This is a genomic window from Mycolicibacterium sp. XJ662, from assembly GCF_053484035.1.
Genome location: NZ_JBEFTL010000005.1, coordinates 207,110 through 230,208, shown reverse-complemented (window position 1 = coordinate 230,208; position 23,099 = coordinate 207,110). Strand labels below are relative to the sequence as shown.

Annotated in this window: 19 protein-coding genes; 3 read left to right on the top strand and 16 right to left on the bottom strand. The window is 68.2% G+C overall.

Going from position 1 to position 23,099, the window contains the following annotated elements:
• Nucleotides 1-6 precede the first annotated feature (6 nt).
• The gene (locus ABQE93_RS16655) at nt 7-873 is read left to right on the top strand and encodes an NAD-dependent protein deacetylase (RefSeq protein ID WP_448408843.1); all 867 of its coding nucleotides are present in this window, start codon (nt 7-9) and stop codon (nt 871-873) included.
• Here the strand turns inward: ABQE93_RS16655 and proB are convergent.
• The 11 genes from proB to ABQE93_RS16600 form a co-directional block, all read right to left on the bottom strand.
• Nucleotides 870-1,970, bottom strand: coding sequence for a glutamate 5-kinase (proB, locus tag ABQE93_RS16650; RefSeq protein WP_448408844.1), 1,101 nt, complete (start codon nt 1,968-1,970; stop codon nt 870-872). The genes ABQE93_RS16655 and proB overlap by 4 nt on opposite strands.
• Complete coding sequence (gene obgE / locus ABQE93_RS16645) at nt 1,967-3,412, bottom strand: GTPase ObgE (protein WP_448408845.1); 1,446 nt, start codon at nt 3,410-3,412, stop codon at nt 1,967-1,969. Before obgE ends, proB begins: the two co-directional genes overlap by 4 nt.
• Nucleotides 3,413-3,499: 87 nt before the next feature.
• Nucleotides 3,500-3,763, bottom strand: a complete 264-nt coding sequence (gene rpmA, locus ABQE93_RS16640) for a 50S ribosomal protein L27 (RefSeq protein ID WP_448394605.1) — start codon at nt 3,761-3,763, stop codon at nt 3,500-3,502.
• An 11-nt stretch (nt 3,764-3,774) separates the two neighbouring features.
• Nucleotides 3,775-4,098, bottom strand: coding sequence for a 50S ribosomal protein L21 (gene rplU / locus ABQE93_RS16635; protein ID WP_448408846.1), 324 nt, complete (start codon nt 4,096-4,098; stop codon nt 3,775-3,777).
• A gap of 140 nt (nt 4,099-4,238) precedes the next feature.
• The gene (locus tag ABQE93_RS16630; RefSeq protein WP_448408848.1) at nt 4,239-6,941 is read right to left on the bottom strand and encodes a ribonuclease E; all 2,703 of its coding nucleotides are present in this window, start codon (nt 6,939-6,941) and stop codon (nt 4,239-4,241) included.
• A 309-nt stretch (nt 6,942-7,250) separates the two neighbouring features.
• Nucleotides 7,251-7,661, bottom strand: coding sequence for a nucleoside-diphosphate kinase (gene ndk, locus ABQE93_RS16625; protein ID WP_448408849.1), 411 nt, complete (start codon nt 7,659-7,661; stop codon nt 7,251-7,253).
• Between the two features lie 10 nt (nt 7,662-7,671).
• Complete coding sequence (locus ABQE93_RS16620) at nt 7,672-8,010, bottom strand: DUF4233 domain-containing protein (RefSeq protein ID WP_448409136.1); 339 nt, start codon at nt 8,008-8,010, stop codon at nt 7,672-7,674.
• Nucleotides 8,011-8,048: 38 nt separating this feature from the next.
• Nucleotides 8,049-9,458, bottom strand: coding sequence for a bifunctional tetrahydrofolate synthase/dihydrofolate synthase (folC, locus tag ABQE93_RS16615; protein WP_448408851.1), 1,410 nt, complete (start codon nt 9,456-9,458; stop codon nt 8,049-8,051).
• Between the two features lie 16 nt (nt 9,459-9,474).
• On the bottom strand, nt 9,475-12,138 hold the full coding sequence (locus ABQE93_RS16610) for a valine--tRNA ligase (protein WP_448408852.1): 2,664 nt from the start codon (nt 12,136-12,138) through the stop codon (nt 9,475-9,477).
• Between the two features lie 62 nt (nt 12,139-12,200).
• On the bottom strand, nt 12,201-13,454 hold the full coding sequence (locus tag ABQE93_RS16605) for a saccharopine dehydrogenase family protein (RefSeq protein WP_448408853.1): 1,254 nt from the start codon (nt 13,452-13,454) through the stop codon (nt 12,201-12,203).
• 10 nt (nt 13,455-13,464) lie between these two features.
• Nucleotides 13,465-15,450 carry a S9 family peptidase gene (locus tag ABQE93_RS16600; RefSeq protein WP_448408855.1) on the bottom strand — a complete coding sequence of 662 codons (1,986 nt, stop codon included), beginning with the start codon at nt 15,448-15,450 and terminating at the stop codon, nt 13,465-13,467.
• 69 nt (nt 15,451-15,519) lie between these two features.
• On the opposite strand from ABQE93_RS16600, the gene ABQE93_RS16595 reads away from it, so the two are divergent.
• Nucleotides 15,520-16,671: an FAD-dependent monooxygenase gene (locus tag ABQE93_RS16595; RefSeq protein ID WP_448408857.1), complete on the top strand. Its 1,152-nt coding sequence runs from the start codon at nt 15,520-15,522 to the stop codon at nt 16,669-16,671.
• Complete coding sequence (locus ABQE93_RS16590) at nt 16,668-17,279, top strand: VOC family protein (protein ID WP_448408859.1); 612 nt, start codon at nt 16,668-16,670, stop codon at nt 17,277-17,279. The genes ABQE93_RS16595 and ABQE93_RS16590 overlap by 4 nt, the downstream gene beginning before the upstream one ends.
• Here ABQE93_RS16590 and ABQE93_RS16585 read toward each other — a convergent pair.
• The 5 genes from ABQE93_RS16585 to ABQE93_RS16565 all read right to left on the bottom strand — a co-directional run bounded on the left by ABQE93_RS16585 (nt 17,245) and on the right by ABQE93_RS16565 (nt 22,902).
• Nucleotides 17,245-17,742, bottom strand: a complete 498-nt coding sequence (locus ABQE93_RS16585; protein ID WP_448408860.1) for a transglycosylase family protein — start codon at nt 17,740-17,742, stop codon at nt 17,245-17,247. The two genes, ABQE93_RS16590 and ABQE93_RS16585, sit on opposite strands and share 35 nt — an antisense overlap.
• Before the next feature lie 241 nt (nt 17,743-17,983).
• Nucleotides 17,984-18,304 carry a transglycosylase family protein gene (locus ABQE93_RS16580; protein WP_448408861.1) on the bottom strand — a complete coding sequence of 107 codons (321 nt, stop codon included), beginning with the start codon at nt 18,302-18,304 and terminating at the stop codon, nt 17,984-17,986.
• A gap of 974 nt (nt 18,305-19,278) precedes the next feature.
• A complete protein-coding gene (gene mobA / locus ABQE93_RS16575; protein WP_448408862.1) occupies nt 19,279-19,869 on the bottom strand; it encodes a molybdenum cofactor guanylyltransferase in 591 nt (196 codons plus the stop codon).
• Between the two features lie 10 nt (nt 19,870-19,879).
• Nucleotides 19,880-20,950, bottom strand: a complete 1,071-nt coding sequence (locus tag ABQE93_RS16570) for a 2-oxoacid:ferredoxin oxidoreductase subunit beta (RefSeq protein WP_448408864.1) — start codon at nt 20,948-20,950, stop codon at nt 19,880-19,882.
• Nucleotides 20,947-22,902 (bottom strand): 2-oxoacid:acceptor oxidoreductase subunit alpha, encoded by a 1,956-nt coding sequence (locus ABQE93_RS16565; RefSeq protein WP_448408866.1) that lies wholly within the window; start codon nt 22,900-22,902, stop codon nt 20,947-20,949. Before ABQE93_RS16565 ends, ABQE93_RS16570 begins: the two co-directional genes overlap by 4 nt.
• Between the last annotated feature and the right edge of the window lie 197 nt (nt 22,903-23,099).

Sequence of the window (23,099 nt, the reverse complement as noted above, 5' to 3'; positions counted from 1 at the left end):
GAGGACATGGAGGCTGCGGAACTCGTCGCGCTGCTACGGGGACGGCGGGTCGCGGTGCTCACCGGTGCGGGGATGTCGACCGACTCCGGCATTCCGGACTACCGCGGGCCGGACTCCCCGCCCAGCAACCCGATGACCATCGGACAGTTCACCTCTGACCCGGAGTTTCGGCAGCGATACTGGGCGCGCAACCACCTCGGATGGCGGCACATGGACGACACCGCGCCCAACGCCGGTCACTGGGCGCTGGCGCGACTCGAGCAGGCCGGCGTCGTCAGCGCGCTGATCACCCAGAACGTCGACCTGCTGCACACCAAGGCGGGCAGCCGCGCGGTGGTGAACCTGCACGGCACCTACGCCGAGGTGATCTGCCTGGACTGCGGGCACGCGATGTCGCGGGCGGCGTTCGCCGACCTGCTGGAAGCCGCCAACCCGGGCTTCGCGCAGCGCGCCCAACGGCTCGGCGGCATCGCCGTGGCCCCCGACGCCGACGCGGTGGTCGACGACACCGCGTCGTTTCGCATCGTCGACTGCGCGCAATGCGGCGGCATGCTCAAACCCAACATCGTCTACTTCGGCGAGAACGTTCCTAAAGACCGTGTCGCACAGGCGTTCTCGATGGTCGACGCCGCCGACGCGTTGCTGGTCGCCGGGTCGTCGCTGACGGTGTACTCCGGCTACCGGTTCGTCCGGCACGCCGCGGCCGCCGGGATGCCGATCGCGATCGTCAACCGCGGCCCCACCCGCGGCGACGACCAGGCCACGGTCAAAATCGACCACGGCTGCTCGGAGACGCTGACGTTATTGGCCGACGAACTGATTTGTGCACGAAAATCGGCGCTCACCGCCGGAAATCGTGCACAAATCGCTTAGACGGCGACCAAGTCGTCGGCGTGCACCGCGGGGCGGCGCATCTCAGCGGGCAACTCTGACGTCGAGCGGCCCAGCATGGTCTCCAGCTCGGCGTGGTCGTAGGCCACCACGCCACGCGCGACCATCGTGGCGTCCTGCGCCCGCAACTCCACGACGTCACCACCGTAGAACCGACCGGACAGCGACGTGATCCCGGCGGCCAGCAGCGACCGGCGTTGCCGCACGACCGCCTGCACCGCGCCGTCATCCAGCGTCAACGACCCCGACGCCTCGGCCGCGTAGCGCACCCAGAACCGGCGCGCCGACATCCGTTCGCCGCGCGGGGCGAAGACGGTGCCGACCGACGCGTCGCTCAGCGCGGTGGCGGCGTCTGATGCCGCGGCCAGCAACACCGGCACCCCGGCGTCGGCGGCCAGCAGCGCCGACGACAGCTTCGAGGCCATCCCGCCGGTGCCCAGGTTGCTGCCCCGCCCGGCGACCACACCGTCGAGGTCGCCCGGCCCGGTCACCTCCGGGATGAAGTTCGCCGCACCCTTGCGCGGATCGGCGTCGTAGAGGCCGTCGATGTCGGACAGCAGCACCAGCGCGTCGGCCCCGACCAGGTGGGCCACCAGCGCCGAGAGCCGGTCGTTGTCGCCGAACCGGATCTCGTTGGTGGCCACGGTGTCGTTCTCGTTGACGATCGCCACCGCATGCAGCGCGCGCAGCCGGTCCAGGGTGCGCTGGGCGTTGGTGTGCTGTACCCGCATCGAGATGTCGTGCGCGGTCAGCAGCACCTGCCCGACCGTGCGGTCATAGCGGGCGAACGCCGTGCTCCACGCGTTGACCAGCGCCACCTGCCCGACGCTGGCGGCGGCCTGTTTGGTGGCGAGGTCGGCCGGGCGCTTGGAGAGCTTGAGCGGTTCGATACCGGCGGCGATCGCACCCGAGGACACGATCACCACGTCCGACCCGGCCCGCATCCGGCCTTCGATCGCCTCGACCAGGGTGGCCAGCCGGCTGGCGTCGAACACCCCCGACGGTGTGGTCAGCGCGGTGGTGCCGATTTTGACGACGACGCTGCGGGCGCGGCGGATGGCGTCGCGGTGGGCGCTCACGACTCACCGTCGGGTCGGCGGCGCTCGCGGCGGGCCGCTTTGCGTTCGGCCGCCGACACCCGGTCGGTCTGCTCCAGCCGCGCATCGGTGCCGCGCCCGGACAGCGGCACGTCGACGCCGGCGGGAGTCTGGGGTTCCCAGTCGAAGGTGACGTCGCCGATCGTGACGGCGCAGCCGGGTGTGGCGCCGAGCCTGAGCAGTTCGTCCTCGACGCCGAGCCGGGCCAGCCGGTCGGCGAGATATCCGACGGCTTCGTCGTTGTCGAAATCGGTTTGGCTGATCCATCTTTCGGGCCGCATGCCGTGCACGACGAATGCGCCGTGGCCGTCGGGTTCGACGGTGAACCCGGTCTCGTCGACCGGTACGGGCCGGATGACCGGCCGGCGCGCCACGGCGGGCGGCTGCGCCTCGCGGTACGCCGACACCATGTCCCACAGCGCGAACGTCAACGGCCGCAGCCCTTCTCGGGTGGCAGTGGACACGGCGAAGGTGGGCCAGCCGAACCGTTCGGCGATCTCCTCACGGACGAACTCGGCCAGCTCACGCGCCTCGGGTACGTCGATCTTGTTGAGCACCACCGCTCGTGGCCGCTCGGCGAGATCGCCCAGCGTGGTGTCACCCTGCAACGTCGGGGTGTAGGCGGCCAGTTCGGCTTCGAGCACCTCGATGTCGGAGATCGGGTCGCGGCCCGGTTCGGCCGTCGCGCAGTCCACGACATGCACCAGCACCGCGCAGCGTTCGATGTGGCGCAGGAAGTCCAGGCCCAGGCCGCGGCCGGAAGATGCGCCGGGGATCAGGCCGGGCACGTCGGCGACGGTGAAGGTGTGCTCACCGGCGGACACGACGCCGAGGTTGGGCGCCAGCGTGGTGAACGGATAGTCGGCGATCTTGGGTTTGGCCGCCGAGATGACCGACACCAGCGACGACTTACCCGCGGACGGAAATCCGACCAGCCCGACATCGGCGACGGTTTTGAGCTCCAGCGTCAGGTCGCGGACCTCGCCTTTTTCGCCGAGCAGCGCAAAGCCGGGCGCCTTGCGGGCACGCGAGGCCAGCGCGGCGTTGCCCAGCCCCCCGCGACCGCCGGCGGCTGCCACGAAACGGGTGCCGGCACCGACCAGGTCGGCGAGCAGGCGGCCGTTCTCGTCGAGGACGACGGTGCCGTCGGGCACCTTGACTTCCAGGTCCTCGCCCGCGGCGCCGTCGCGGTTGCTGCCCGCGCCGGGCTTGCCCGACGGTGCGACGACGTGCGGGCGGAAGTGGAAGTCGAGCAGCGTGTGCACCTGCGGGTCGACGACCAGCACGACGCTGCCGCCGCGGCCGCCGTTGCCGCCGTCGGGGCCGCCGAGCGGTTTGAATTTCTCGCGATGGACCGAGGCGCAGCCGTTGCCGCCGTTGCCGGCCCGCGCGTGAATCACCACGCGGTCGACAAACCGGGGCATCGGATACTCCTCTCCATTCGCCGAAAGGGACGTTTGGGCGCGAAAGTGCGAGAGCCTAACGCCAAAACGTCGATTTCGACGGCGGAGTTAGGCCTCCGCGGACGGTCGCACGACGCTGACCGTCTTGCGGCCACGCTTGGAGCCGAACAACACGGCGCCGGGGGCGGTGGCGAACAGCGTGTCGTCGCCGCCGCGGCCGACGTTGGCGCCGGGATGAAAGTGTGTGCCGCGCTGGCGGACCAGGATCTCGCCGGCCTTGACGATCTGGCCGCCGAAACGCTTGACGCCGAGCCGCTGGGCGGCGGAGTCGCGACCGTTACGTGAGCTGGAAGCGCCCTTCTTGTGTGCCATGTCGTAAGCCCTTACTTGATGCCGGTGACCTTCAGGACCGTCACCTGCTGACGGTGGCCCTGACGCTTGTGATAGCCGGTCTTGTTCTTGAACTTGTGGATGCGGATCTTGGGGCCCTTGGTGTGCTCGAGCACCTCGCCGGTGACGGCCACCTTCTCCAGAGCCTTGGCGTCGCTGGTGACCTTGGCTCCGTCGACGACGAGGGCCACAGGCAGCGAAACCTTGGAGCCGGGTTCGCCGTCGAGCTTTTCGACCTTGACCACGTCTCCGACAGCGACTTTGTACTGCTTGCCGCCCGTCTTGACGATTGCGTACGTGGCCTTCTCGGCTGCCATCGTGCTCGTGCTCCTACGTCGTTTCTGCACACAGCGCTGCTCGCGACTGCGCGGGTCTGGGTTTAGACGTCGCCGGCAGGGCCTGGCGACAACTGCTCAAGGCTACTTGAGCCGTGCCGTAAGGGTCAAATCACCGCAGGTCACGGCACCGGTTCCGGCGGACCCGCAGGTCGCGCTGCGGCGCGCCGACGGTGCCGACCGCCCGGGCGGGTCACCGCGACGGACCGCTCGTCGTCGTCATCGGAGCCGTCGTCCTCGGAGTCGTAGTCGTCGTCCTCCTCGTCGTCGTCCTCCGAGTCAGAGTCGGAGTCCGAGTCGTCGTCGATGACCTCGATGTCGTCGTCGATGTCGTCGTCCTCGTCGTCGGAATCCAGGTCGATCTCGTCCTCGTCCTCGTCCTCGTCCGAGTCGTCCTCGTCGTCGGGCTCATAGGTGTCCTCGTCGTCCTCCTCCGGGGACGACACCGCCTCGCGGATGCTGTCGGAATCGACCTCGGCGACCTTCTCGGCGGGCTTCTTCTCCTCGCCGCCCTCCTCGCCGTTCTCCTCGTCGTCCTGGCGTTCGGCCGTGGCGGCCATCGCCTTGAACATCGGGTGCTCCCCGGCCGGATGCGCAGGCACCTTGGCGACCGCCACATCGTCGGACTTGCCGCCGCGCTTACCGCGCTTGCCCCGGCGACCGCCCCCGGAACTGCGCCCGTTGCCCGACGTCGAGTCGATGGGGTCGGTGTGCACCACGATGCCGCGCCCGCCGCAGTGCGTGCACGACGTGGAGAACGCCTCGATCAGCCCGGTGCCCAACCGTTTGCGCGTCAACTGCACCAGCCCCAGCGAGGTGACCTCGGACACCTGGTGGCGGGTGCGGTCCCGGGCGAGCGCCTCGGTCAGCCTGCGCAGCACCAGGTCGCGGTTGGACTCGAGCACCATGTCGATGAAGTCGATGACGACGATGCCGCCGATGTCGCGCAACCGCAGCTGGCGCACGATCTCCTCGGCGGCCTCGAGGTTGTTGCGGGTGACGGTCTGCTCGAGGTTGCCGCCCGATCCGGTGAACTTGCCGGTGTTGACGTCGATCACCGTCATCGCCTCGGTGCGGTCGATGACCAGCGTGCCCCCCGACGGCAGCCACACCTTGCGGTCCATCGCCTTGGTCAACTGCTCGTCGATGCGGTGCACGGCGAACACGTCCGGACCGTCGGGCGTCCCGGGCTCATACTTCGTCATCCTCGGAAGAAGTTCCGGCGCAACATTATTGACATATTCGGTGATGGTCTTCCAGGCGTCGTCACCGGCGACGATGAGCCCGGTGAAGTCCTCGTTGAACAGGTCGCGGATCACCTTGACCAACACGTCGGGCTCTTCGTAGAGCGCCACCGCCGCGCCGGCCTTCTTCTCGGTGATCTCGGCGGCCTTGGCCTCGATCTCGGTCCAGCGCTTCTGCAGCCGGTCGACGTCGGAGCGGATGTCTTCTTCCTTGACGCCCTCGGAGGCGGTGCGGATGATCACGCCCGCGTCCTGCGGCACGACCTCACGCAGGATCTCCTTGAGCCGCTGCCGTTCGGTGTCGGGCAGCTTGCGGCTGATCCCCGTCGACGACGCGCCCGGCACGTAGACCAGGAAGCGGCCGGCCAGCGACACCTGCGTGGTCAGCCGCGCCCCCTTGTGGCCCACCGGGTCCTTGCTGACCTGCACGACGACGTAGTCGCCGGGTTTGAGCGCCTGCTCGATCTTGCGGTTCTGCCCGCCGAGGCCCGCGGCCTCCCAGTTCACCTCGCCGGCGTAGAGCACCCCGTTGCGGCCGCGGCCGATGTCGACGAAGGCCGCTTCCATCGACGGCAGCACGTTCTGCACGATGCCCAGGTAGATGTTGCCGACCAGCGACGCCGACGCGGCCGACGTCACGAAGTGTTCGACGACGACGCCGTCCTCGAGCACGGCGATCTGGGTGTAGCGCGAGCCCTCGTGCGGCGGCTCGGTGCGGACCTTGTCGCGCACCACCATCATCCGCTCGACGGCCTCGCGGCGGGCCAGGAACTCGGCCTCGCTCAGGATCGGTGGGCGGCGCCGGCCCGCGTCGCGACCGTCGCGGCGACGCTGACGCTTGGCTTCGAGCCGGGTCGATCCGTTGATGCCCTGGATCTCGCCGTCGCCGCTGCCGGCCGACTTGTCGGCCTTCGTGCTCTTCCGCGGCTCGCGTTCGTGCACGACGGTATTGGGCGGGTCGTCGGGCGACGACGCCGTGTCGTTGTCGTCGCCGGAGCCGGACTTGCGACGACGGCGGCGGCGACGACGGCGGGTGGCGCCCTCAGCGCCGGTGTTGTCGTCGTCGTTGGTGTCGTCGTCGGAGTCGTCGGAGTCGTCGTCGGAGTCGCTGCCCTGGCTGTCGGTGTCGTCGGAGTCGTCGTCACCGCTCTGCTCGCCGCGGCCACGCCCTCGGCCGCGCCGGCCCCGGCGCCTGCGCCTGCCGGACGGCCGCTCGAACTGGTCGTCGTCGGAGTCGGAGTCGTCATCGGTGTCCGAGCCGTCGTCGTCCTCCTCGTCGTCATCATCGGAGCGGTAGCCGACGGTGACGGGCTGGGGCGCGACGAACAGCGGAAGGTAGTCGGCGGGCTCGGAGTTGGCGGGCGCCGCGGTGTCCGGCGGCTGCTCGGACTCCGCCTCGGCTTCCGACTCCGCGCTCTCGGCTTGCGCCTCGACGGTCTCGGCCTCCGGCGGTTCGGCGGGCGTTTCGACGACCGTGTCGGAAACCGTCAGCCCCTCGGGCTGAGGGTCTTCACTCTGCGGTGTCTGGTCTTCTTCGGTCGAGGCTTGGGAATGGTCTTGAGAATGGACATTGTCGGCCACGTAGTCTCCTTAAGCCCCCGGGCGCGTCGTGTTTGACGCGGCCACGCGAGGGCTTCCGCTATTGGCCCGGGTAAACGTCCCCGAGCTTGTTATGGTCTCGCCCCGAGCGGCTCCTAGGTGGAACCATCCCGGCGCCTATTGCGAATGATGGCTGGACGGTCGGCGCCGCACCGCGCGTGTCGATGGTCGCGCACGTCTAAGTCTTCATTCGGGCGTCCGACCCCAATTACAGGTCGGTAACCCACGGCAAGTATCCCACATCACGCCAACTCGCCGAACCATGGCGCACGAGCAGGCGATATCGGTGTTTTAGCTCCCGGGGAACCAGAGTTCGATCTCGCGGGCGGCCGACTCCGGTGAGTCCGAGCCGTGCACGATGTTGTCCTGGGTGACCAAGGCCAGGTCACCGCGGATCGAGCCCGGTGCGGCCTTCTCGACGGGATCGGTGCCGCCGGCGATCTGGCGGAACGCGGCGATGGCGCGGGGGCCTTCCACGATGGCCGCCACCACCGGCCCGGAGGTGATGAACTCCAGCAGCGAGCCGAAGAACGGTTTGTCTTCGTGCTCGGCGTAGTGCCGACGGGCCAGGTCCTCGCTGACGTCCTTGAGCTGCAAGGCCGCGATCGTCAGGCCCTTGCGTTCGATCCGGCTGAGAACTTCGCCGATCAGGCGACGCTTGACGCCGTCGGGCTTGATCAATACCAGGGTCCGCTCAGTCACGGCCGACAGCCTAGTCGGGCGGCTGCTGCTGTCCTGGCAGGAGTCCGCGTTTCTGCCTGCGCAGCACCTCGGCGCGCAGGTAGGCGATCACCAGCCACACCACCAGGAAGATGACCCCGATCAGCCCGACCGCGACGTGGAAGACGAACCCGGCGATGAACACCGCCTGCATGGCCAGGTTGACCCAGATCGCCCACGGTCGGCCCTGCACGCCGCACAGCAGCACGAGCACCACCGCGACACCGATGAGGTAGCCGCCGCTGGCTGCGGTCAGCCCGCCGCCGATGCGCGCCACCACCGGCAGCGCCAGCAGCACCACGATGGCCTCCAGGATCAGCGTGCCGGCCATCACACCGCGGAAGCTCTTCCACGGGTCCGGTTGCTGGGTCACTGCGGGTCCTTTCCGAACAGCGTCCGCGCCGCGCCCGCGGTCACCACCGAACCGGTGATCACGATCCCGGCGCCGCCCAACGCCTCGCCCTCGTTGCCCGGGTCTTCGACGATCGCCGTCGCGGTCTCGATCGCGTCGGGCAGGGTGTCGGCGGTGACGACGCGTTCCGGACCGAACCGCTCCTCGGCACGGAGCGCCAGCGCCGCGACGTCGAGCGCGCGCGGCGAACCGTTGTGGGTCACCACAATCTGATCAAACACCGGCTCCAGCGCGCTCAGGATGCCGTCGACGTCCTTGTCCTCCATGACTGCGACGACGCCCACGAGGGTGCGGAAGTCGAATTCCTCGGTGAGCGCCTGCGCCAGCGCCGACGCGCCCGCCGGGTTGTGGGCGGAGTCGATGAAAACCGTTGGTGCGCTGCGCATCCTCTCCAGCCGGCCCGGGTTGGCCACGGCGGCGAAGCCGGCCCGGACCGCCTCCACGTCGAGTTGGCGTTGCGCGCCCGCCCCGAAGAACGCTTCGACCGCGGCCAGTGCCACCACCGCGTTGTGCGCCTGGTGCTCGCCGTGCAACGGCAGATAGATCTCGGTGTACGCGCCACCGAGACCTTGCAGTTCCAGAAGCTGCCCACCGACGGCGATCTGCCTGCCGAGCACGGCGAACTCGGAATCCTCACGTGCGACGGCGGCGTCGGCCGCGACGGTCTGGCGCAGCAGCACCTCCATCGCCTCGGGGGCCTGTCGGGCGATGACGGCCACGGTGTCGGTCGGCACCAGGTCGTCTTCCTGTTTGGTGATGATTCCGGCCTTCTCCGAAGCGATCTCGGCGATCGTGTCGCCGAGGTAGTTGACGTGGTCCACGGAGATGGGGGTGACGACGGCGACGGGGGCGTTGACGACGTTGGTGGCGTCCCAACGTCCCCCGAGGCCGACCTCGACGACCGCGACGTCGATCGGTGCGTCGGCGAACGCGGCGAACGCCATCGCGGTGACCACTTCGAACTTGCTCATCGCGGGCCCGCCCGCCTTTTCGGACTGCTCGTCGACGAGGTGCACGAACGGTTCGACCTCACGGTAGGTCGCCACGTATTGCGCCGGGCTGATCGGCTTGCCGTCGATGGAGATCCGCTCCACGGCCGACTGCAGGTGTGGGCTGGTGGTGCGCCCGGTGCGCCGGTGCAGCGCGGTCAGCAGCGCGTCGACCATGCGCGCCACCGACGTCTTGCCGTTGGTGCCCGCGATGTGGATCGACGGGTAGCCCCGCTGCGGAGAGCCGAGCAACTCCATCAACGCCGCGATGCGCGCGGTGCTCGGCTCGAGTTTGGTTTCGGGCCAACGCTGGTCGAGCAGGTGCTCGACCTGAAGCAGTGCGGCCACCTCGTCGGGCGTCGGGGCGGGTTCCGTCATAACCGCTGCGCCGAGGTCATGTCAGCGATGCCAGCCTCGCGGTGATGCGCTCCACTTCCTCCTGGGCCAGCTGCTGGCGTCCGCGGATCTTCTCGACCACATCCGCCGGCGCCTTGGCCAGAAACGCCTCGTTGCCCAGTTTGCCTGTGGTGCCTGCTAATTCCTTCTCCGCGGCGGCGAGGTCCTTCTCGAGCCTGCGCCGCTCGGCGGCCACGTCGACGGTTCCGGAGGTGTCGACCTCGACGGTGACGGTGCCCTTCGACAACCGCACCTCGATGGCGGCGGTGGGGTTGAACCCGTCGTCTGCGGCGGTCAGCCACGCCAGCGCGCTGACGGCGGGCACCTGCGCCGACAGGTCGGCGGCGTCGATGTCGGTCAGTCGCGCGGGCACCTTCTGCCGGTCGTTGAGTCCCTGGTCGCTGCGGAATCGGCGCACCTCGGTGATCAGCTTCTGCATATCGGCGACCCGCTGGGCGGCCGCCGGGTCCAGCGCGAAGCCGGTGGGTTCGGGCCAGTCGGCCACCACCAGTGACTCCTGGCCGGTCAGCGTCTTCCACAGCACCTCGGTGACGAACGGCATCACCGGGTGCAGCAGCTTCAGCAGGGTGTCCAGCACCGTCGCCAACACCGCGGTGGTGTGTTGGATCCCCTCTGCCAGTTGCGTTTTCGCCAGCTCGACGTACCAGTCGCAGAACTCGTCCCATGCGAAGTGGTACAGCGATTCACAGGCCCGGTTGAATTCGTAGCCCTCGAAGGCCGCGTCGACTTCGGCGCGCACCACTTCCATCCGGCCCAGAATCCACCGGTCGGCGTCGGTGAGCTGCGAAGTGTCCGGCAGCGCGGCGGGTTTGGTGCCGTTCATCAGCGCGAACCGGGTGGCGTTGAACAGCTTGGTGGCGAAGTTGCGCGAGGCGCGCGCGTGGTCCTCGCCGATGGACAGGTCGCCGCCGGGGCTGGCGCCGCGGGCCAAGGTGAAGCGCAGCGCGTCGGCGCCGAACTTCTCCACCCAGTCCAGCGGGTCGATGCCGTTACCGCGCGATTTACTCATCTTGCGGCCGTGCTCGTCGCGGATCAGCCCGTGCAAGAAGACGTTCTCGAACGGCACCTGCGGACCGCGCTTGCCGTAGTCGGTGATCGCGTCGTCGCCGGCGACGAAGGTGCCGAACATCATCATCCGGGCCACCCAGAAGAACAGAATGTCGTAGCCGGTGACCAGAACCGTTGTCGGGTAGAACTTCTGCAGTTCTGGGGTGTGGTCGGGCCAGCCCATGGTGGAGAACGGCCACAGCGCCGACGAGAACCAGGTGTCGAGCACGTCGGGGTCCTGATCCCAGCCCGCGGGCGGGGTTTCGTCCGGGCCGACGCACACCATTTCGCCGTCGGGCCCGTGCCAGATCGGGATGCGGTGACCCCACCACAGTTGCCGCGAAATGCACCAGTCGTGCATGTTGTCCACCCACGCGAACCAGCGCGGTTCCAGGCTCTTGGGGTGAATCACCGTGTCGCCGTTGCGCACCGCGTCGCCCGCCGCCTTCGCCAGCGCGTCGACCTTGACCCACCACTGCAGCGACAACCGAGGTTCGATCGGCTCGCCGCTGCGTTCGGAGTGCCCGACGCTGTGCGAGTACGGCCGCTTCTCCTCGACGATACGGCCCTGGCCGGCCAGCGCTTCGCGCACCTTCACCCGCGCCTCGAACCGGTCCATACCGTCGAATTGCGTTCCGGTGTCGATGATCCGGGCCTTGGTGTCCATGACGGTGGGCATCGGAAGGCCGTGGCGCATGCCGATCTCGAAGTCGTTGGGGTCGTGGGCCGGGGTGACCTTGACCGCACCGGTGCCGAACTCCGGGTCGACGTGTTCGTCGGCCACGATGACGATTTCGCGGTCCAGGAAGGGATGCGGCAGCGTCTTGCCGACCAGGTGACGGTAGCGGTCATCGTCGGGATGCACCGCGATCGCGGTGTCGCCGAGCATCGTCTCCATCCGGGTGGTGGCCACCACGATGTGCGGTTCGTCGTCGGCCAGCGAACCGTAGCGGAACGACACCAGCTCACCGTCGACGTCTTCGTATTTGACCTCGAGATCGGAGACGGCGGTCTCGAGCACCGGCGACCAGTTCACCAGCCGTTCGGCGCGGTAGATCAGCCCCGCGTCGAACAGCCGCTTGAAGATCGTGCGTACCGCCCGCGACAGCCCGTCGTCCATCGTGAACCGGTCGCGGCTCCAGTCCACGCCGTCGCCGATGCGGCGCATCTGGCCGTTGATGGTGCCGCCGGATTCGCGTTTCCAGTCCCACACCTTGTCGACGAACAGCTCGCGGCCGAAGTCCTCTTTGGTCTTGCCGTCGACGGCGAGTTGCTTTTCGACCACGGATTGGGTGGCGATTCCGGCGTGGTCCATCCCGGGCAGCCACAGCACCTCGTAGCCCTGCATCCGCTTGCGGCGGGTCAGCGCATCCATCAGCGTGTGATCGAGCGCGTGGCCCATGTGCAGGCTGCCGGTCACGTTCGGCGGTGGCAGCACGATCGAATAGGCGGGTTTGGTGCTGGTGACGTCGGCGGTGAAGTAGCCGGCGGCCACCCAGCCCTCGTAGAGGTCGGCCTCCACCGCGCCCGGGTCCCAGGACTTGGGCAATGCTTCAACGCCGGGATCGGCGGCGCGGCGGGGGGTTGAGGTCACACGGCAATTCTAGGAAGGCTCGGCCGCTGCGAGGCCAGTGGGCCCACGGGGCGCCCAACAGTTCAGTCCAGCCGAACGGTCTGCACCGAGACACCCGCGGCCGGGAACCGCGCCAGCAACGCATCGCCCATCGCCGCGGCCGGGGTGAGCACCCCGCGTAGGTCCGACAACCGATCCCGGTCCAGCGCCAGCGCCAGGCCGCTCTCGCCGAGCAGCACGGAGGTGGCCTTGTAACCCGGGTCACCCTGCTGCGACATCGTGGCCTTGTACCGGGCGCCCGTCGTCGTGGTGGTGTAGGTCTCGACGGTGTAGTGCCCGCTTTCGCGGGTGCGTTCGCTGGGGCCGGTGCCCGGCTTGGGCACCACGCGCTCGACCAGCTTGCGTGGCAACCGGTGGAAGAACCGACTGCCCAGAGCCATGGTGGCGGTGTTCCCGCCTGCCGAGACGGCCGCGGCCACCGGCGCGAGGACCGAACGGCCCACGCTCATCTGCTCACCGTATTCGAATCGCCTGCCGTAGCCGTAGTCGAGTAATGCGTTGCTGCGCCGCACGATCCGGGTGTTGACGGTGGCCATGACGAACGGTCCGGTCCAGTATCCCTTCAGCTCCGGCGCGATTTCCGCACCCCGGCGCCATCGCATGTCGGGTTGCGCCCCGAGTTCCGGCTCGGCGCTGCGATCGTCGGCCAGGGTGTAGGGGTCCTCCATCAACCGCCTGGCCTCGGGGTCGGTGGAGGCGGTGTGCATCACCTCCAGCATCGAGGCGACCGTGCCCCCGGACACCCCGCCGGCGAACTTGCGCACCACGAGGTTGGTGTCGGTGAGCTGACCCGCTTGATCCTCCTGCGCCCTGCGGTACAGCGCGAACACCGTGAGATCTGAAGGGATGGAATCGAATCCACACGAGTGCACGATGCTCGCACCGGTGTCGATGGCCTGCTTGTGATACAGGTCGATGCTCTGGCGGATGAACATCGGCTCACCGGTCAGGTCGGCGTAGTCGGTGCCGGCGGCCGCGCACGCGGCCACCAGCGGCAAGCCGTACTTGATGTAGGGACCCACGGTGGTCACCACTACCTGGGTGCGCGCCGCCATGGCGTTCAGCGACGACGGCTCCGATGCGTCGGCGGTGATCAGCGGCCAGGACTGCGCCGACGCCGGCAACTCGTCGCGTACGGCCAGCAGCTTGTCCTGCGATCTGCCTGCCAGCGCGATACGGGCGTCCCCGGCGGCCCTGGCCAGGTAGTCGGCCGTCAGCTTGCCGACGAATCCGGTTGCCCCGTATACGACGATGTCGAATTCCCGTTGCGCGCTCATGGCAGCGACGCTACCCGAGGGTCTCGGGCAGCTCGACGTCCTCACCGAGCACATGACGGGCCAGAAACGCGGTGACCACCTGGTACCAGATCGTGGCGTGTTGCGGGGTGAGCACCCAATGGTTCTCGGAGGGGAAGTACAAGAACCGGTGCGGGCTGGTGCCGTCCTCGCCGGCGGGCAGGCCGGAGTCGGTGAGCAGCTCGTACCACAGCCGCAACGCTTCTCCGATCGGCACCCGGTAGTCCTTGTCGCCGTGGATGACCAGCATCGGGGTGCGGATCTGGTCGACGTAGTGGTGCGGGGAGTACGTCGCGGCCATTTCGCGGGTCATCTCGCGCACCCAGAAGTAGGACGAGTCGGTGGTGCCGCCGAACTGGTCGAGCGCCCACAGGCTGGCGTGCGTGACGACGGCGTCGAACCGATCGGTGTGGCCGGCTACCCAGTTGGCCATGTAGCCACCGAAGGAGCCGCCCATCGCCGCGGTCCGCGCGGCGTCGATGCGGGAATGCGCGCAGGCGGCGTCGGTGGCCGCCATCAGGTCGTCGAACGGCGCGCCGCCCCAGGCGCCCCATCCGCGGGAGACGAAGTCCTGACCGTATCCGGTGGACAGCCCGGGATCCGGCAGCAGCACCGCGTATCCACGGGCGGCCAGCAGCCACGGATTCCAGCGCCACGACCAGCAGTTCCAGCTGGCCAGCGGGCCGCCGTGAATCCACAGCAGCAGCGGCGCCGGCACGTCACCGTCGGGCAGCACCAACCAGGACCGCACCCGGGTGCCGTCGGTCGCCGTCGCCTCGATCTCAGTCAGCGCGCCCGGCAGGCGCGGGCCCTGCACGCACGGCAACTCCGTCACCGTGCCGTCGGCGTCGATGCGCACCGGGTGCGGCGGCGCGGCATAGGAACTGCGCAGCGCGTAGAACACCCCGTCGGGTGCGGCTGTGACGTCGGTGTAGGCATAGTCGTCGAACGTCAGCTGGGTCACCGCGCCGTCGGCCACGCCGACCGAAAACACCGGGCAGCGCCCGTCCTGGTCGGCGGTGACGATCAACGCCGACCCGTCGGGTGCCCACGTCACCGAGGACGGCCAACGGTCCCACTGCAACGCCAGATCTTCGTGCTGCCCGCCGAAGCGCATGCAGCCCAACGTGATTCGGGGAGCCTTGTCCGGTGTCGAATAGGACTCCCGTAGATATGCCACCGCCGAGCCGTCCGGCGCGATCGCCGGGTTCCACAGGTCGGCGTCGGCTTCGTCGGCGATCACGGTGCGTTCGCCGGTGTCGGTGTCGATGCGCATCAGCACCGAGTGCTGCGCGGCGCCCGGTGCGGGCTGCTGCCAGGTGGTCACCACGAACCGGCCGTCGGCGCTGACGTCGAACTGCGCGTCGCGCAACGCTCCTGCCGGCGACCCGGTGAGGTCGGCCGGTTCGTCCTCGCCGGTCGCGAGGCCGAACAGGTGCGGGTGACTGAGCCCAATGTCTTTGTCCCAGCGCCGGATCGGATAGCCGGTGTGCAACACCGCGGTGATGGTGTGGTCTTTGCGGAGGTCGCGCAGCCGGCGGTCGTCGTCGACGGTGCGCGCCGACGGCAGCATCGGCGCGCGGATCACCGTCACGCCCGCCTCACGTGCCGCGCGGGCGGCCTCCACCCCGCCCGGCAGCGCCAACTGCTCGTAGGCCTCCCCACCCGCGGCGGGCAGCCGCCACAGCGCCGCCGGTGGTTTGTCGTCGTCGTCGGTGGGGCGCACGGCGATGAACAGCAGGTCGCCGTCGGCGGTGAAGACCGGCGACGACTCCCCTTTGCCGCCGCGGGTCAGCCGTCGCGCCGGCGCGCTGCCCGTCGGGTCGAGTTCCCAGACCGCGCTGACGTATTCGGTGCGTTTGTCGTTGAGTTCGGCGATGGTGGTCACCACCCTGCTGCCGTCCGGGGATACCGCCAGCCCGGAGACGCGCGGCAGCGCGATGTAGTCGTCGAGATTGTCGAACGGCGTCGCGGTCACGCCTTGTTGGTAGCACAACCCCGGTTCGGTTCTCTGCCCGATTTCTGCGGCACGCGATACGTTCGACGGATGCCGAAGCGGATCGTGGTGGTCGGGGCTGGCGTCGCCGGGCTGGCGACCTCCGTCGCGCTGCAGCAGCGCGGCCACGCCGTCACCGTCGTCGAGGAGCGCACCGACACCTCGACCGGCGCGGGCATCAGCATCTGGCCCAACGCGCTGGCCGCGCTCGACGAGTTGGGCCTCGGCGACGCGGTGCGCGAGGCCGGCGGCAGGGTGACCGCGGGCGCGCTGCGCTGGCGCGACGGCACCTGGCTACGGCATCCCTCCCAGCAACGCATCGTCAAGGCGCTCGGCGAACCGCTGGTGGTGATCCACCGCTCGGCGCTGAGCGCCGTGCTGGCCGACGCGCTCACCGACTCCACGATGCGCACCGGGGTGGCGGCGACCGCGCTGGCGGCCGACGGCGACGGGGTGCGGGTGACGTTGTCGGATTCGTCGACGCTGAGCGCCGACGCCGTGATCGGCGCCGACGGCACCCATTCGATGGTGGCGCGTCACCTCAACGGCCCGCTGAACAACCGCTACGTCGGCTACACGGCCTGGCGCGGGGTCGCCGCGCACGCGATCGACCCGGACGTCGCCGGTGAGGTGCTCGGACCCGCCGTCGAGTTCGGCCACGTCCCGCTCGGCGCCGACCACGCCTACTGGTTCGCCACCGAACGCACCCCCGAGGGCGGCCGCGCCCCGCAAGGTGAGCTGGCCTATCTGCGTGAGCGGTTCGCGTCGTGGGCCGAACCGATTCCGCAGGTGCTGGCCGCCACCGATCCCGGCGAAGTGCTGCGCAACGATCTCTATGACCGCGACGAGGCGCGGCAGTGGTCACGCGGACCGGTGCTGCTGGTCGGCGACGCCGCGCATCCGATGCGGCCGCATCTGGGCCAGGGCGGCTGCCAGGGCCTTGAAGACGCCGCGATCCTCGCGAAGTTCCTCGACGGCGACGCCGACCTCGCCGGGGCGTTCGCGCGGTTCGAGGCGTTCCGCCGGCCCCGGGTGCGGTCGGTGGTGCGCGAGTCCAAGCTGCTCGGCGTCGTCGTCAACCTGCGCCCGGCGCTGCTGAGCACGCTGGCCAGCCGCGCCACGGTGCTGGTGCCCGAATGGGCGCTGACGCGGCATCTGGCCACCGTCGCGTCGCGCGCGGCGTTTCGGCTGCCCGACGCGTGAGCACCGCCCTGGGCGGCTTCTCCGTTGAAGCCGCCGACCCGCAGGCCGCGCAGAAGTTCTGGGCCGACGTGCTGGGCCGAGACGTCCAACATAACCTGTTGGCGTTTCGCCCGCAGCAGCGGGCCAAGACCGTGAAGAACCGCGTGCATCTGGACCTCTACACCCGCGACGTCACCGCGCTGGTGGACGCCGGCGCCCGGGTGCTTGCCGAACATTCCGGATGGGTGACGCTCGCCGATGTCGAGGGCAACGAGTTCTGCGCGTTTCCCGACCCGTCACCGGCGGGTGGGGCCGTCGCCCGGGTGTTCGCGGTGTGCACCGACAGCGACCGTCCCGAGGAACTCGCCGCGTGGTGGGCGGCCGTGGTGGGCGCCGACGTCCGCGACGGGCCCGACGGCACCCCGCGCTGGCTGTACGGCTCGGCCGGCTGGGAGTCGCTGATCTGGAAGTTCGTCCGGGTCTTCGATGAACGGGTGGTGCCCAATAGGTGGCAGTGGACGCTTCGGGGCGAGCCGGCGGTGGCCGTGGCGCGCGGTCCCGGCGGTGTCTTCGCCGATCCTCAGGGAAACGAGTTCAGCGTGTGGCGCCCAGCGTGCCCAGCGGGTTGAGCAGTGCGGTGCACATCTGGCGCGGGTTGACGAAACCGAGCAGGGCGCGGGTGGGCATCGCCGAGCACCCGGTGGCGGCTGGGGCCGACGGTGCCGCGGGGGTGCCGGCGTTGGTCCACACCGCGGGCGTGGCGCCGCGGGGCCCGCACTTCGGCCAGGCTTTCAGGCCCTGGGTGCGCAGGACGTTCTCGGCGACGCGGATCTGCTCGGCGCGCGTTGCATGTGCCGGGTTGCCGACGCCGCCGTTGGCCGCCCAGGTCGCCTGCTTGAACTGCAGGCCGCCGTAGTGGCCGTTGCCGGTGTTGATGTTCCAGTTGCCGCCGGACTCGCATTCGGCGATGGCGTCCCAGTTGACCGACTCGGCTTGTGCGGTGGGCGTCGACACGGCCATCGGCACCAGTGCAAGCGCGCCGGCGATAGCGGTGGCCCACAGGCCCTTGGTGACTGTCTTACGAATGTTCATCGCTGCGGTCCTTCCCCGACCGGTTGAAACAAGGTCCGCGTGAAGAGCTGCTCTCCGTTGCTGCTCTCCGTTGCGGTCATCCGGTCTGTCGGGTGAGGAACGTCACCTGTTACGCGAGTGTCAAAAGTTTTATTCGTTACTTAACTGGTGTAAGAGGCTTCTGAGAAAGAAGGGGCGACGCCGCTCATCGGCGGCGCCGCCCCTCTACGCTGTTTAGCCCTGCTCTGGCAGGGTCTGCGTGCTAGCCGCGCCCGCCGCAGGACGGCCATGCGCCGATACCCTGCGTCTGGAGCACGTTTTCCGCGACGCGGATCTGCTCCGACCTGCTGGCCTGGTGGGGCATGCCCGACCCGCCGTTGGACCGCCAGGTGCCCAACGTGAACTGCAGACCGCCGTAGTAGCCGTTACCTGTGTTGATCGACCAGTTGCCGCCGGACTCGCAGGCCGCGACGGCGTCCCAGTTCACGCTGTCCGCATTGGCGGTGCCCGCCAGGGCCATCGGAGCCACGGCGAGTGCGCCTGCGAAGGTCGCCAGGCCAAACGTCTTGCGGATGTTCTTCACTTCGATCCTTTCGCCAAGCGCGCGCCAACAAGCACCCGCGGATACGCAGGTGTAGGTGCCTGGTCAGGCGACAGGGGTTGGGCCGCACCGTCTCGGTCGGGTGCGACAGCGGAAGGCCGAAACCTCGCCGGACATCACAGTCCAGCGGCCACCGGAGGTATATCTCCCCCGACAGCCCCACTCACACGCATGTTCGTGGGTTTGCAGTTGTTTGCTCCGCGCAGAAGCCGTTTTGGACCGTACAAACCCAAACGGCGGAAGTCATATCGGTGAAGAACGTGTCGCGGAATGATCACGGACAGATCACGGCCGCGCTTTACAAGTGTCCGTGCAGGTCATTGGCGACTTCGACTACAGCGCAAAAAAGACGGGTCGACGCATATCGGTGAGTCAAATCACCACGATTTTGTGAGGTGGCCCACGTGTAGGAACGCATTTTCGGGGCACGAAGTGGGCGAAACCGCACTTCCGGCGCAAGAATCGCCGCCACAGCACGTGAAGTTCGCTAGCGCGGCGCCTCGCCGGTCAGCGTTTCGCTGCGACGGATTATCCTGTACCCGAGTATATTTCACGGCTTCCGGCAAAGTTTGCGCTCAAGAGCAACCGGGCGCGACGGCCGGCTCAAACCCTCAGAATCGTTGGTATCCAGCTATTCTCGCGATCGAGAGGTCGTAGGCTGCACGGCGTGCACGCCCATGCCCACATCAACATCCGTGCACCTGACCGAATCATCGCTTCCGGGATCGTCGCACCGTTGTCGCAGAGCACATTTCATGGCTCGAATGGGTTCACATTATCGGCTGGACAATTCGAAACCGCATGCGGCGGAAGCGGATCCGCGCATTATCGGCATCGGCTGTTCGTAACGGAATAGGCGAAGGGGTGCTATTGCCGGCGTTTATAACGACCATAATTCGTGCTACAGAATTAGAAACCATTCGCTACAAATAGCGGCTTATTCAAAAGCGAATTTGCTAGGCAATTTGCAGAGAACGTACCGCGGCCAAATCCTCGGCGGTGTTGACGTTGGTCAGCCCGCGCTGCTCAGGCATCACGATGCGCTGCGTGTCCACGGTCTCCACCAACGCGCGCATTCTGCGCTCTCCTGCGGCCACCAGGGCGTCCACCCGATCGGCCAGCGACGTCCGGTAGACACCGGCCAGGTAATGGTCGCGTCCGTCCCAGGGCAGCACCACGTCGGCGTTGAGGGCCACGGCGGGACCCACGAGCTGATCAATGAGCTCGACCCTCAGCAGCGGCATGTCCACCGCCGAGACGAACGCCAGCTCATGACCGGCCTCCGCGGCGGCGTGCAGTCCGCGTCCGGTCGCCAGAAGCGGGCCGACGCCGCGCACCTCGTCGCGCAGCACCTCGGCGTCGAGCGAAGGAAGCGCCTGTCCCGGTGCGGCCACCACGAAAACCGGCGCACAGCGGCGCTTGAGAATGGCCACCATGTGCTCGACGAGGGTGCTGCCCTCGTAGGGAAGCGTGGCCTTGTCCCGGCCCATTCGGCGAGAAGCCCCGCCCGCCAAAATGATCGCGGCAAGGCCCACGGTGGTCGTCATGGCTGAGACGTTAGTCGACCATCCACGTGTCTTTACCCCGAAGCAGCGACTGCAACGCGGTCGTGTCGTGCGGTTGGCCTTCCCTGGCCGCGACGACCTGCTGGCGGGCGGCGTCGTCGTAGGTCGGCCTGTGGACCTGTCGGAAGACGCCCATCACCATGTGTTCGAGGTTCTGCTCGGAAAGCCGCGACAGCGCGAACGCATACGCCGAGTCCTCGTTGTGCGCGTCGTGCACGACGATCTCCTCGGCCGACACATCGGCGGTCTTGGCGACCTCGAGGCCGTAGCCGGATTTCACCACGCAGTACTCGCCGTCGGCGCCGAAGACCACCGGCTCACCGTGGGTGAGGTTGATCAGGCGCTCTTCAGCGCCCTCCTTGCGCAGCGCGTCGAACGAGCCGTCGTTGAAGATCGGGCAATCCTGCAGGATCTCGACCAGCGCCGCGCCGCGGTGCGCGGCCGCAGCACGCAGCACCTCGGTGAGGCCCTTGCGGTCGGAGTCCAGCGCGCGACCGACGAAGGTCGCGTCCGCGCCAAGCGCCAGCGAGACGGGGTTGAACGGGTAGTCCAGCGAACCCATCGGGGTGGACTTCGTGATCTTGCCGACCTCCGAGGTCGGCGAATACTGACCCTTGGTCAACCCGTAGATCCGGTTGTTGAACAGCAGGATCGTGAGGTTGACGTTGCGGCGCAGCGCGTGGATCAGGTGATTGCCGCCGATCGACAGCGCGTCACCGTCGCCGGTGACCACCCAGACCGAAAGGTCCTCGCGGGCCAGGGCCAGTCCCGTCGCGATCGTGGGCGCCCGGCCGTGGATCGAGTGAAACCCGTAGGTGTCCAGGTAGTAGGGGAAGCGGCTCGAGCAGCCGATACCGCTGATGAACGCGATGTTCTCGCGGCGCAGACCCAGCTCCGGCAGGAAGTTGCGGATGGTGTTGAGGATGACGTAGTCACCGCAGCCCGGGCACCAGCGCACCTCCTGGTCGCTGGTGAAATCCTTGCCCTTCTGCGGCTGGTCGGTCGTGGGCACCCCACTGGTGCCCGATGTCAGGCCGAGGTCAGCTCCAACCAGATCTGTCATGCGTTCGCTCCCACACCAGTCGCGTCGGCTGCTTCGGCCTCGATGGTGGCCGCCGCCAGCCGCGCGAACTTGGTCTTGTCAGTTTCCTTGTCGCCCAGCGTTCCCTCGAGCGCGGCGTCGATGATGCCTTCCACCTCGTCGGCCAGGAACGCCATACCTTCCACCTTGGTCACCGACTGGATGTCGACCAAGAACTTGCCGCGCAGCAGCAGCGCCAGTTGGCCAAGGTTCATCTCCGGCAGCACGACCTTGGGGTAGCGCCGCAGCACCTCACCCAGGTTGGCCGGTAGCGGGTTGAGGTTGCGCAGGTGCGCCTGCGCGACCTTGATCCCGCGGCGCCGTGCGCGCCGGCACGCCTCGCCGATGGGGCCGTAGCTGCTGCCCCAGCCCAGCATCAGCAGTTCGGCATCACCGGTCGGGTCATCGACCTCGATGTCGGGCACCTTGATGCCGTCCACCTTGGCCTGCCGCAGCCGCACCATCAGATCGTGGTTCTTCGGCTCGTAGGAGATGTTGCCCGAACCGTTGGCCGCCTCCAGCCCGCCGATGCGGTGTTCCAGACCTGGGGTACCGGGAATGGCGAACTGACGTGCCAGGGTCTCCGGATCGCGTGCGTACGGCTGGAACGGCTCACCGGATTTGGCGAAGGTGTGCTCGATCGCCGGGTACGTGCTGAGGTCTGGAATGCGCCACGGCTCAGAGCCGTTGGCGATCGCGCCGTCGGACAGGATCATCACCGGCGTGTGATAGGTGACCGCGATGCGCACGGCCTCCATGGCCACTTCGAAGCAGTCGGACGGCGAGCGCGGCGCGACGATCGCAACCGGCGACTCACCGTTGCGCCCGAACATCGCCTGCAGCAGGTCGGCCTGCTCGGTCTTGGTCGGCAGGCCGGTGGACGGGCCACCGCGCTGCACGTCGATCACGATCAGCGGCAGTTCGGTCATCACCGCCAGGCCGATGGCTTCGGACTTCAGCGAGATCCCCGGCCCCGACGTACTAGTGACGCCGAGCGCGCCGCCGTAGGAGGCGCCGATCGCCGCACCGATCCCGGCGATCTCATCCTCGGCCTGGAAGGTCAGCACGTTGAAGTTCTTGTGCTTGGACAGCTCGTGGAGGATGTCGGACGCCGGAGTGATCGGGTATGTGCCGAGTACGACCTGCACCTCGGCCAGCTGGCCAGCGGTGACGATGCCGTACGCCAGCGCGGTGTTCCCGGAAATCTGGCGGTATTCACCGGATTTCAGCTTGGCGGGCGCCACCTCGTAGGTGCTGGCGAACGCCTCGGTGGTCTCGCCGTAGTTCCAGCCCGCCTTCAGCGCCAGCACGTTGGCTTCGGCGATGTCGGGCTTGCGGGCGAACTTCTCGCGGATGAAGGCCTCGCTGTGCGACAGCTCGCGGCCATACATCCACGACAGCAAGCCGAGCGCAAACATGTTCTTGGCGCGTTGGCCGTCCTTCTTCGACGCGCCGATGGATTCCACCGCGCCGAGGGTCAGCGTGGTCATCGCAACGGGCTGCACGACGTAGTCAGACAGTTCGTCGCTCTCGAGCGGGTTGGACTCGTAGCCGACCTTGGCGAGGTTGCGCTTGGTGAACTCATCAGAGTTGGCGATGATCAGGCCGCCGCGGGGAAGGTCGGAAACGTTTGCTTTTAGCGCGGCGGGGTTCATCGCGACCAGCACGTCCGGTCGGTCGCCGGCGGTGAGGATGTCGTAGTCGGCGATCTGGATCTGGAACGACGAAACACCGGGCAGCGTGCCCTGGGGGGCTCGGATCTCGGCAGGGTAATTCGGTTGCGTGGCAAGGTCGTTGCCGAACAGCGCGGCCTCGGTGGTGAATCGGTCACCGGTGAGCTGCATACCGTCGCCGGAGTCACCGGCGAACCGGATGACGACTTTCTCTAGCTTCTGCCGAGTTCCTGGACTGGCGCTGTTGCCGTTGGCCCCCACTCGCCTGCCTCTCTAGTTTGTGGACCGACGAACGTCGTTTGCGTCGCCGTCAGCATGACCCGCGCCGTCAGACGTTCACCCAAAATTTTTTATGTCACTGCCAGTACCGATTATTGCACTTTCCTTAGGTAGGCCTACACCGGACTCGCGGGGGACACTCGGACCAGGGTAGCCCAAACGCGCTGCTCACGTGTGTG

Coding starts and splice junctions, on each gene's coding strand:
- folC (WP_448408851.1), bottom strand. CDS start 9,458: ATGACGGAACCCGCCCCGACGCCCGACGAGGTGGCCGCACTGCTTCAG.
- obgE (WP_448408845.1), bottom strand. CDS start 3,412: ATGCCCCGGTTTGTCGACCGCGTGGTGATTCACGCGCGGGCCGGCAAC.
- ABQE93_RS16570 (WP_448408864.1), bottom strand. CDS start 20,950: ATGACAGATCTGGTTGGAGCTGACCTCGGCCTGACATCGGGCACCAGT.
- ABQE93_RS16655 (WP_448408843.1), top strand. CDS start 7: ATGGAGGCTGCGGAACTCGTCGCGCTGCTACGGGGACGGCGGGTCGCG.
- rpmA (WP_448394605.1), bottom strand. CDS start 3,763: ATGGCACACAAGAAGGGCGCTTCCAGCTCACGTAACGGTCGCGACTCC.
- ABQE93_RS16595 (WP_448408857.1), top strand. CDS start 15,520: ATGCCGAAGCGGATCGTGGTGGTCGGGGCTGGCGTCGCCGGGCTGGCG.
- mobA (WP_448408862.1), bottom strand. CDS start 19,869: ATGACGACCACCGTGGGCCTTGCCGCGATCATTTTGGCGGGCGGGGCT.
- ABQE93_RS16585 (WP_448408860.1), bottom strand. CDS start 17,742: ATGAACATTCGTAAGACAGTCACCAAGGGCCTGTGGGCCACCGCTATC.
- ABQE93_RS16605 (WP_448408853.1), bottom strand. CDS start 13,454: ATGAGCGCGCAACGGGAATTCGACATCGTCGTATACGGGGCAACCGGA.
- rplU (WP_448408846.1), bottom strand. CDS start 4,098: ATGGCAGCCGAGAAGGCCACGTACGCAATCGTCAAGACGGGCGGCAAG.
- ABQE93_RS16620 (WP_448409136.1), bottom strand. CDS start 8,010: ATGGCCGGCACGCTGATCCTGGAGGCCATCGTGGTGCTGCTGGCGCTG.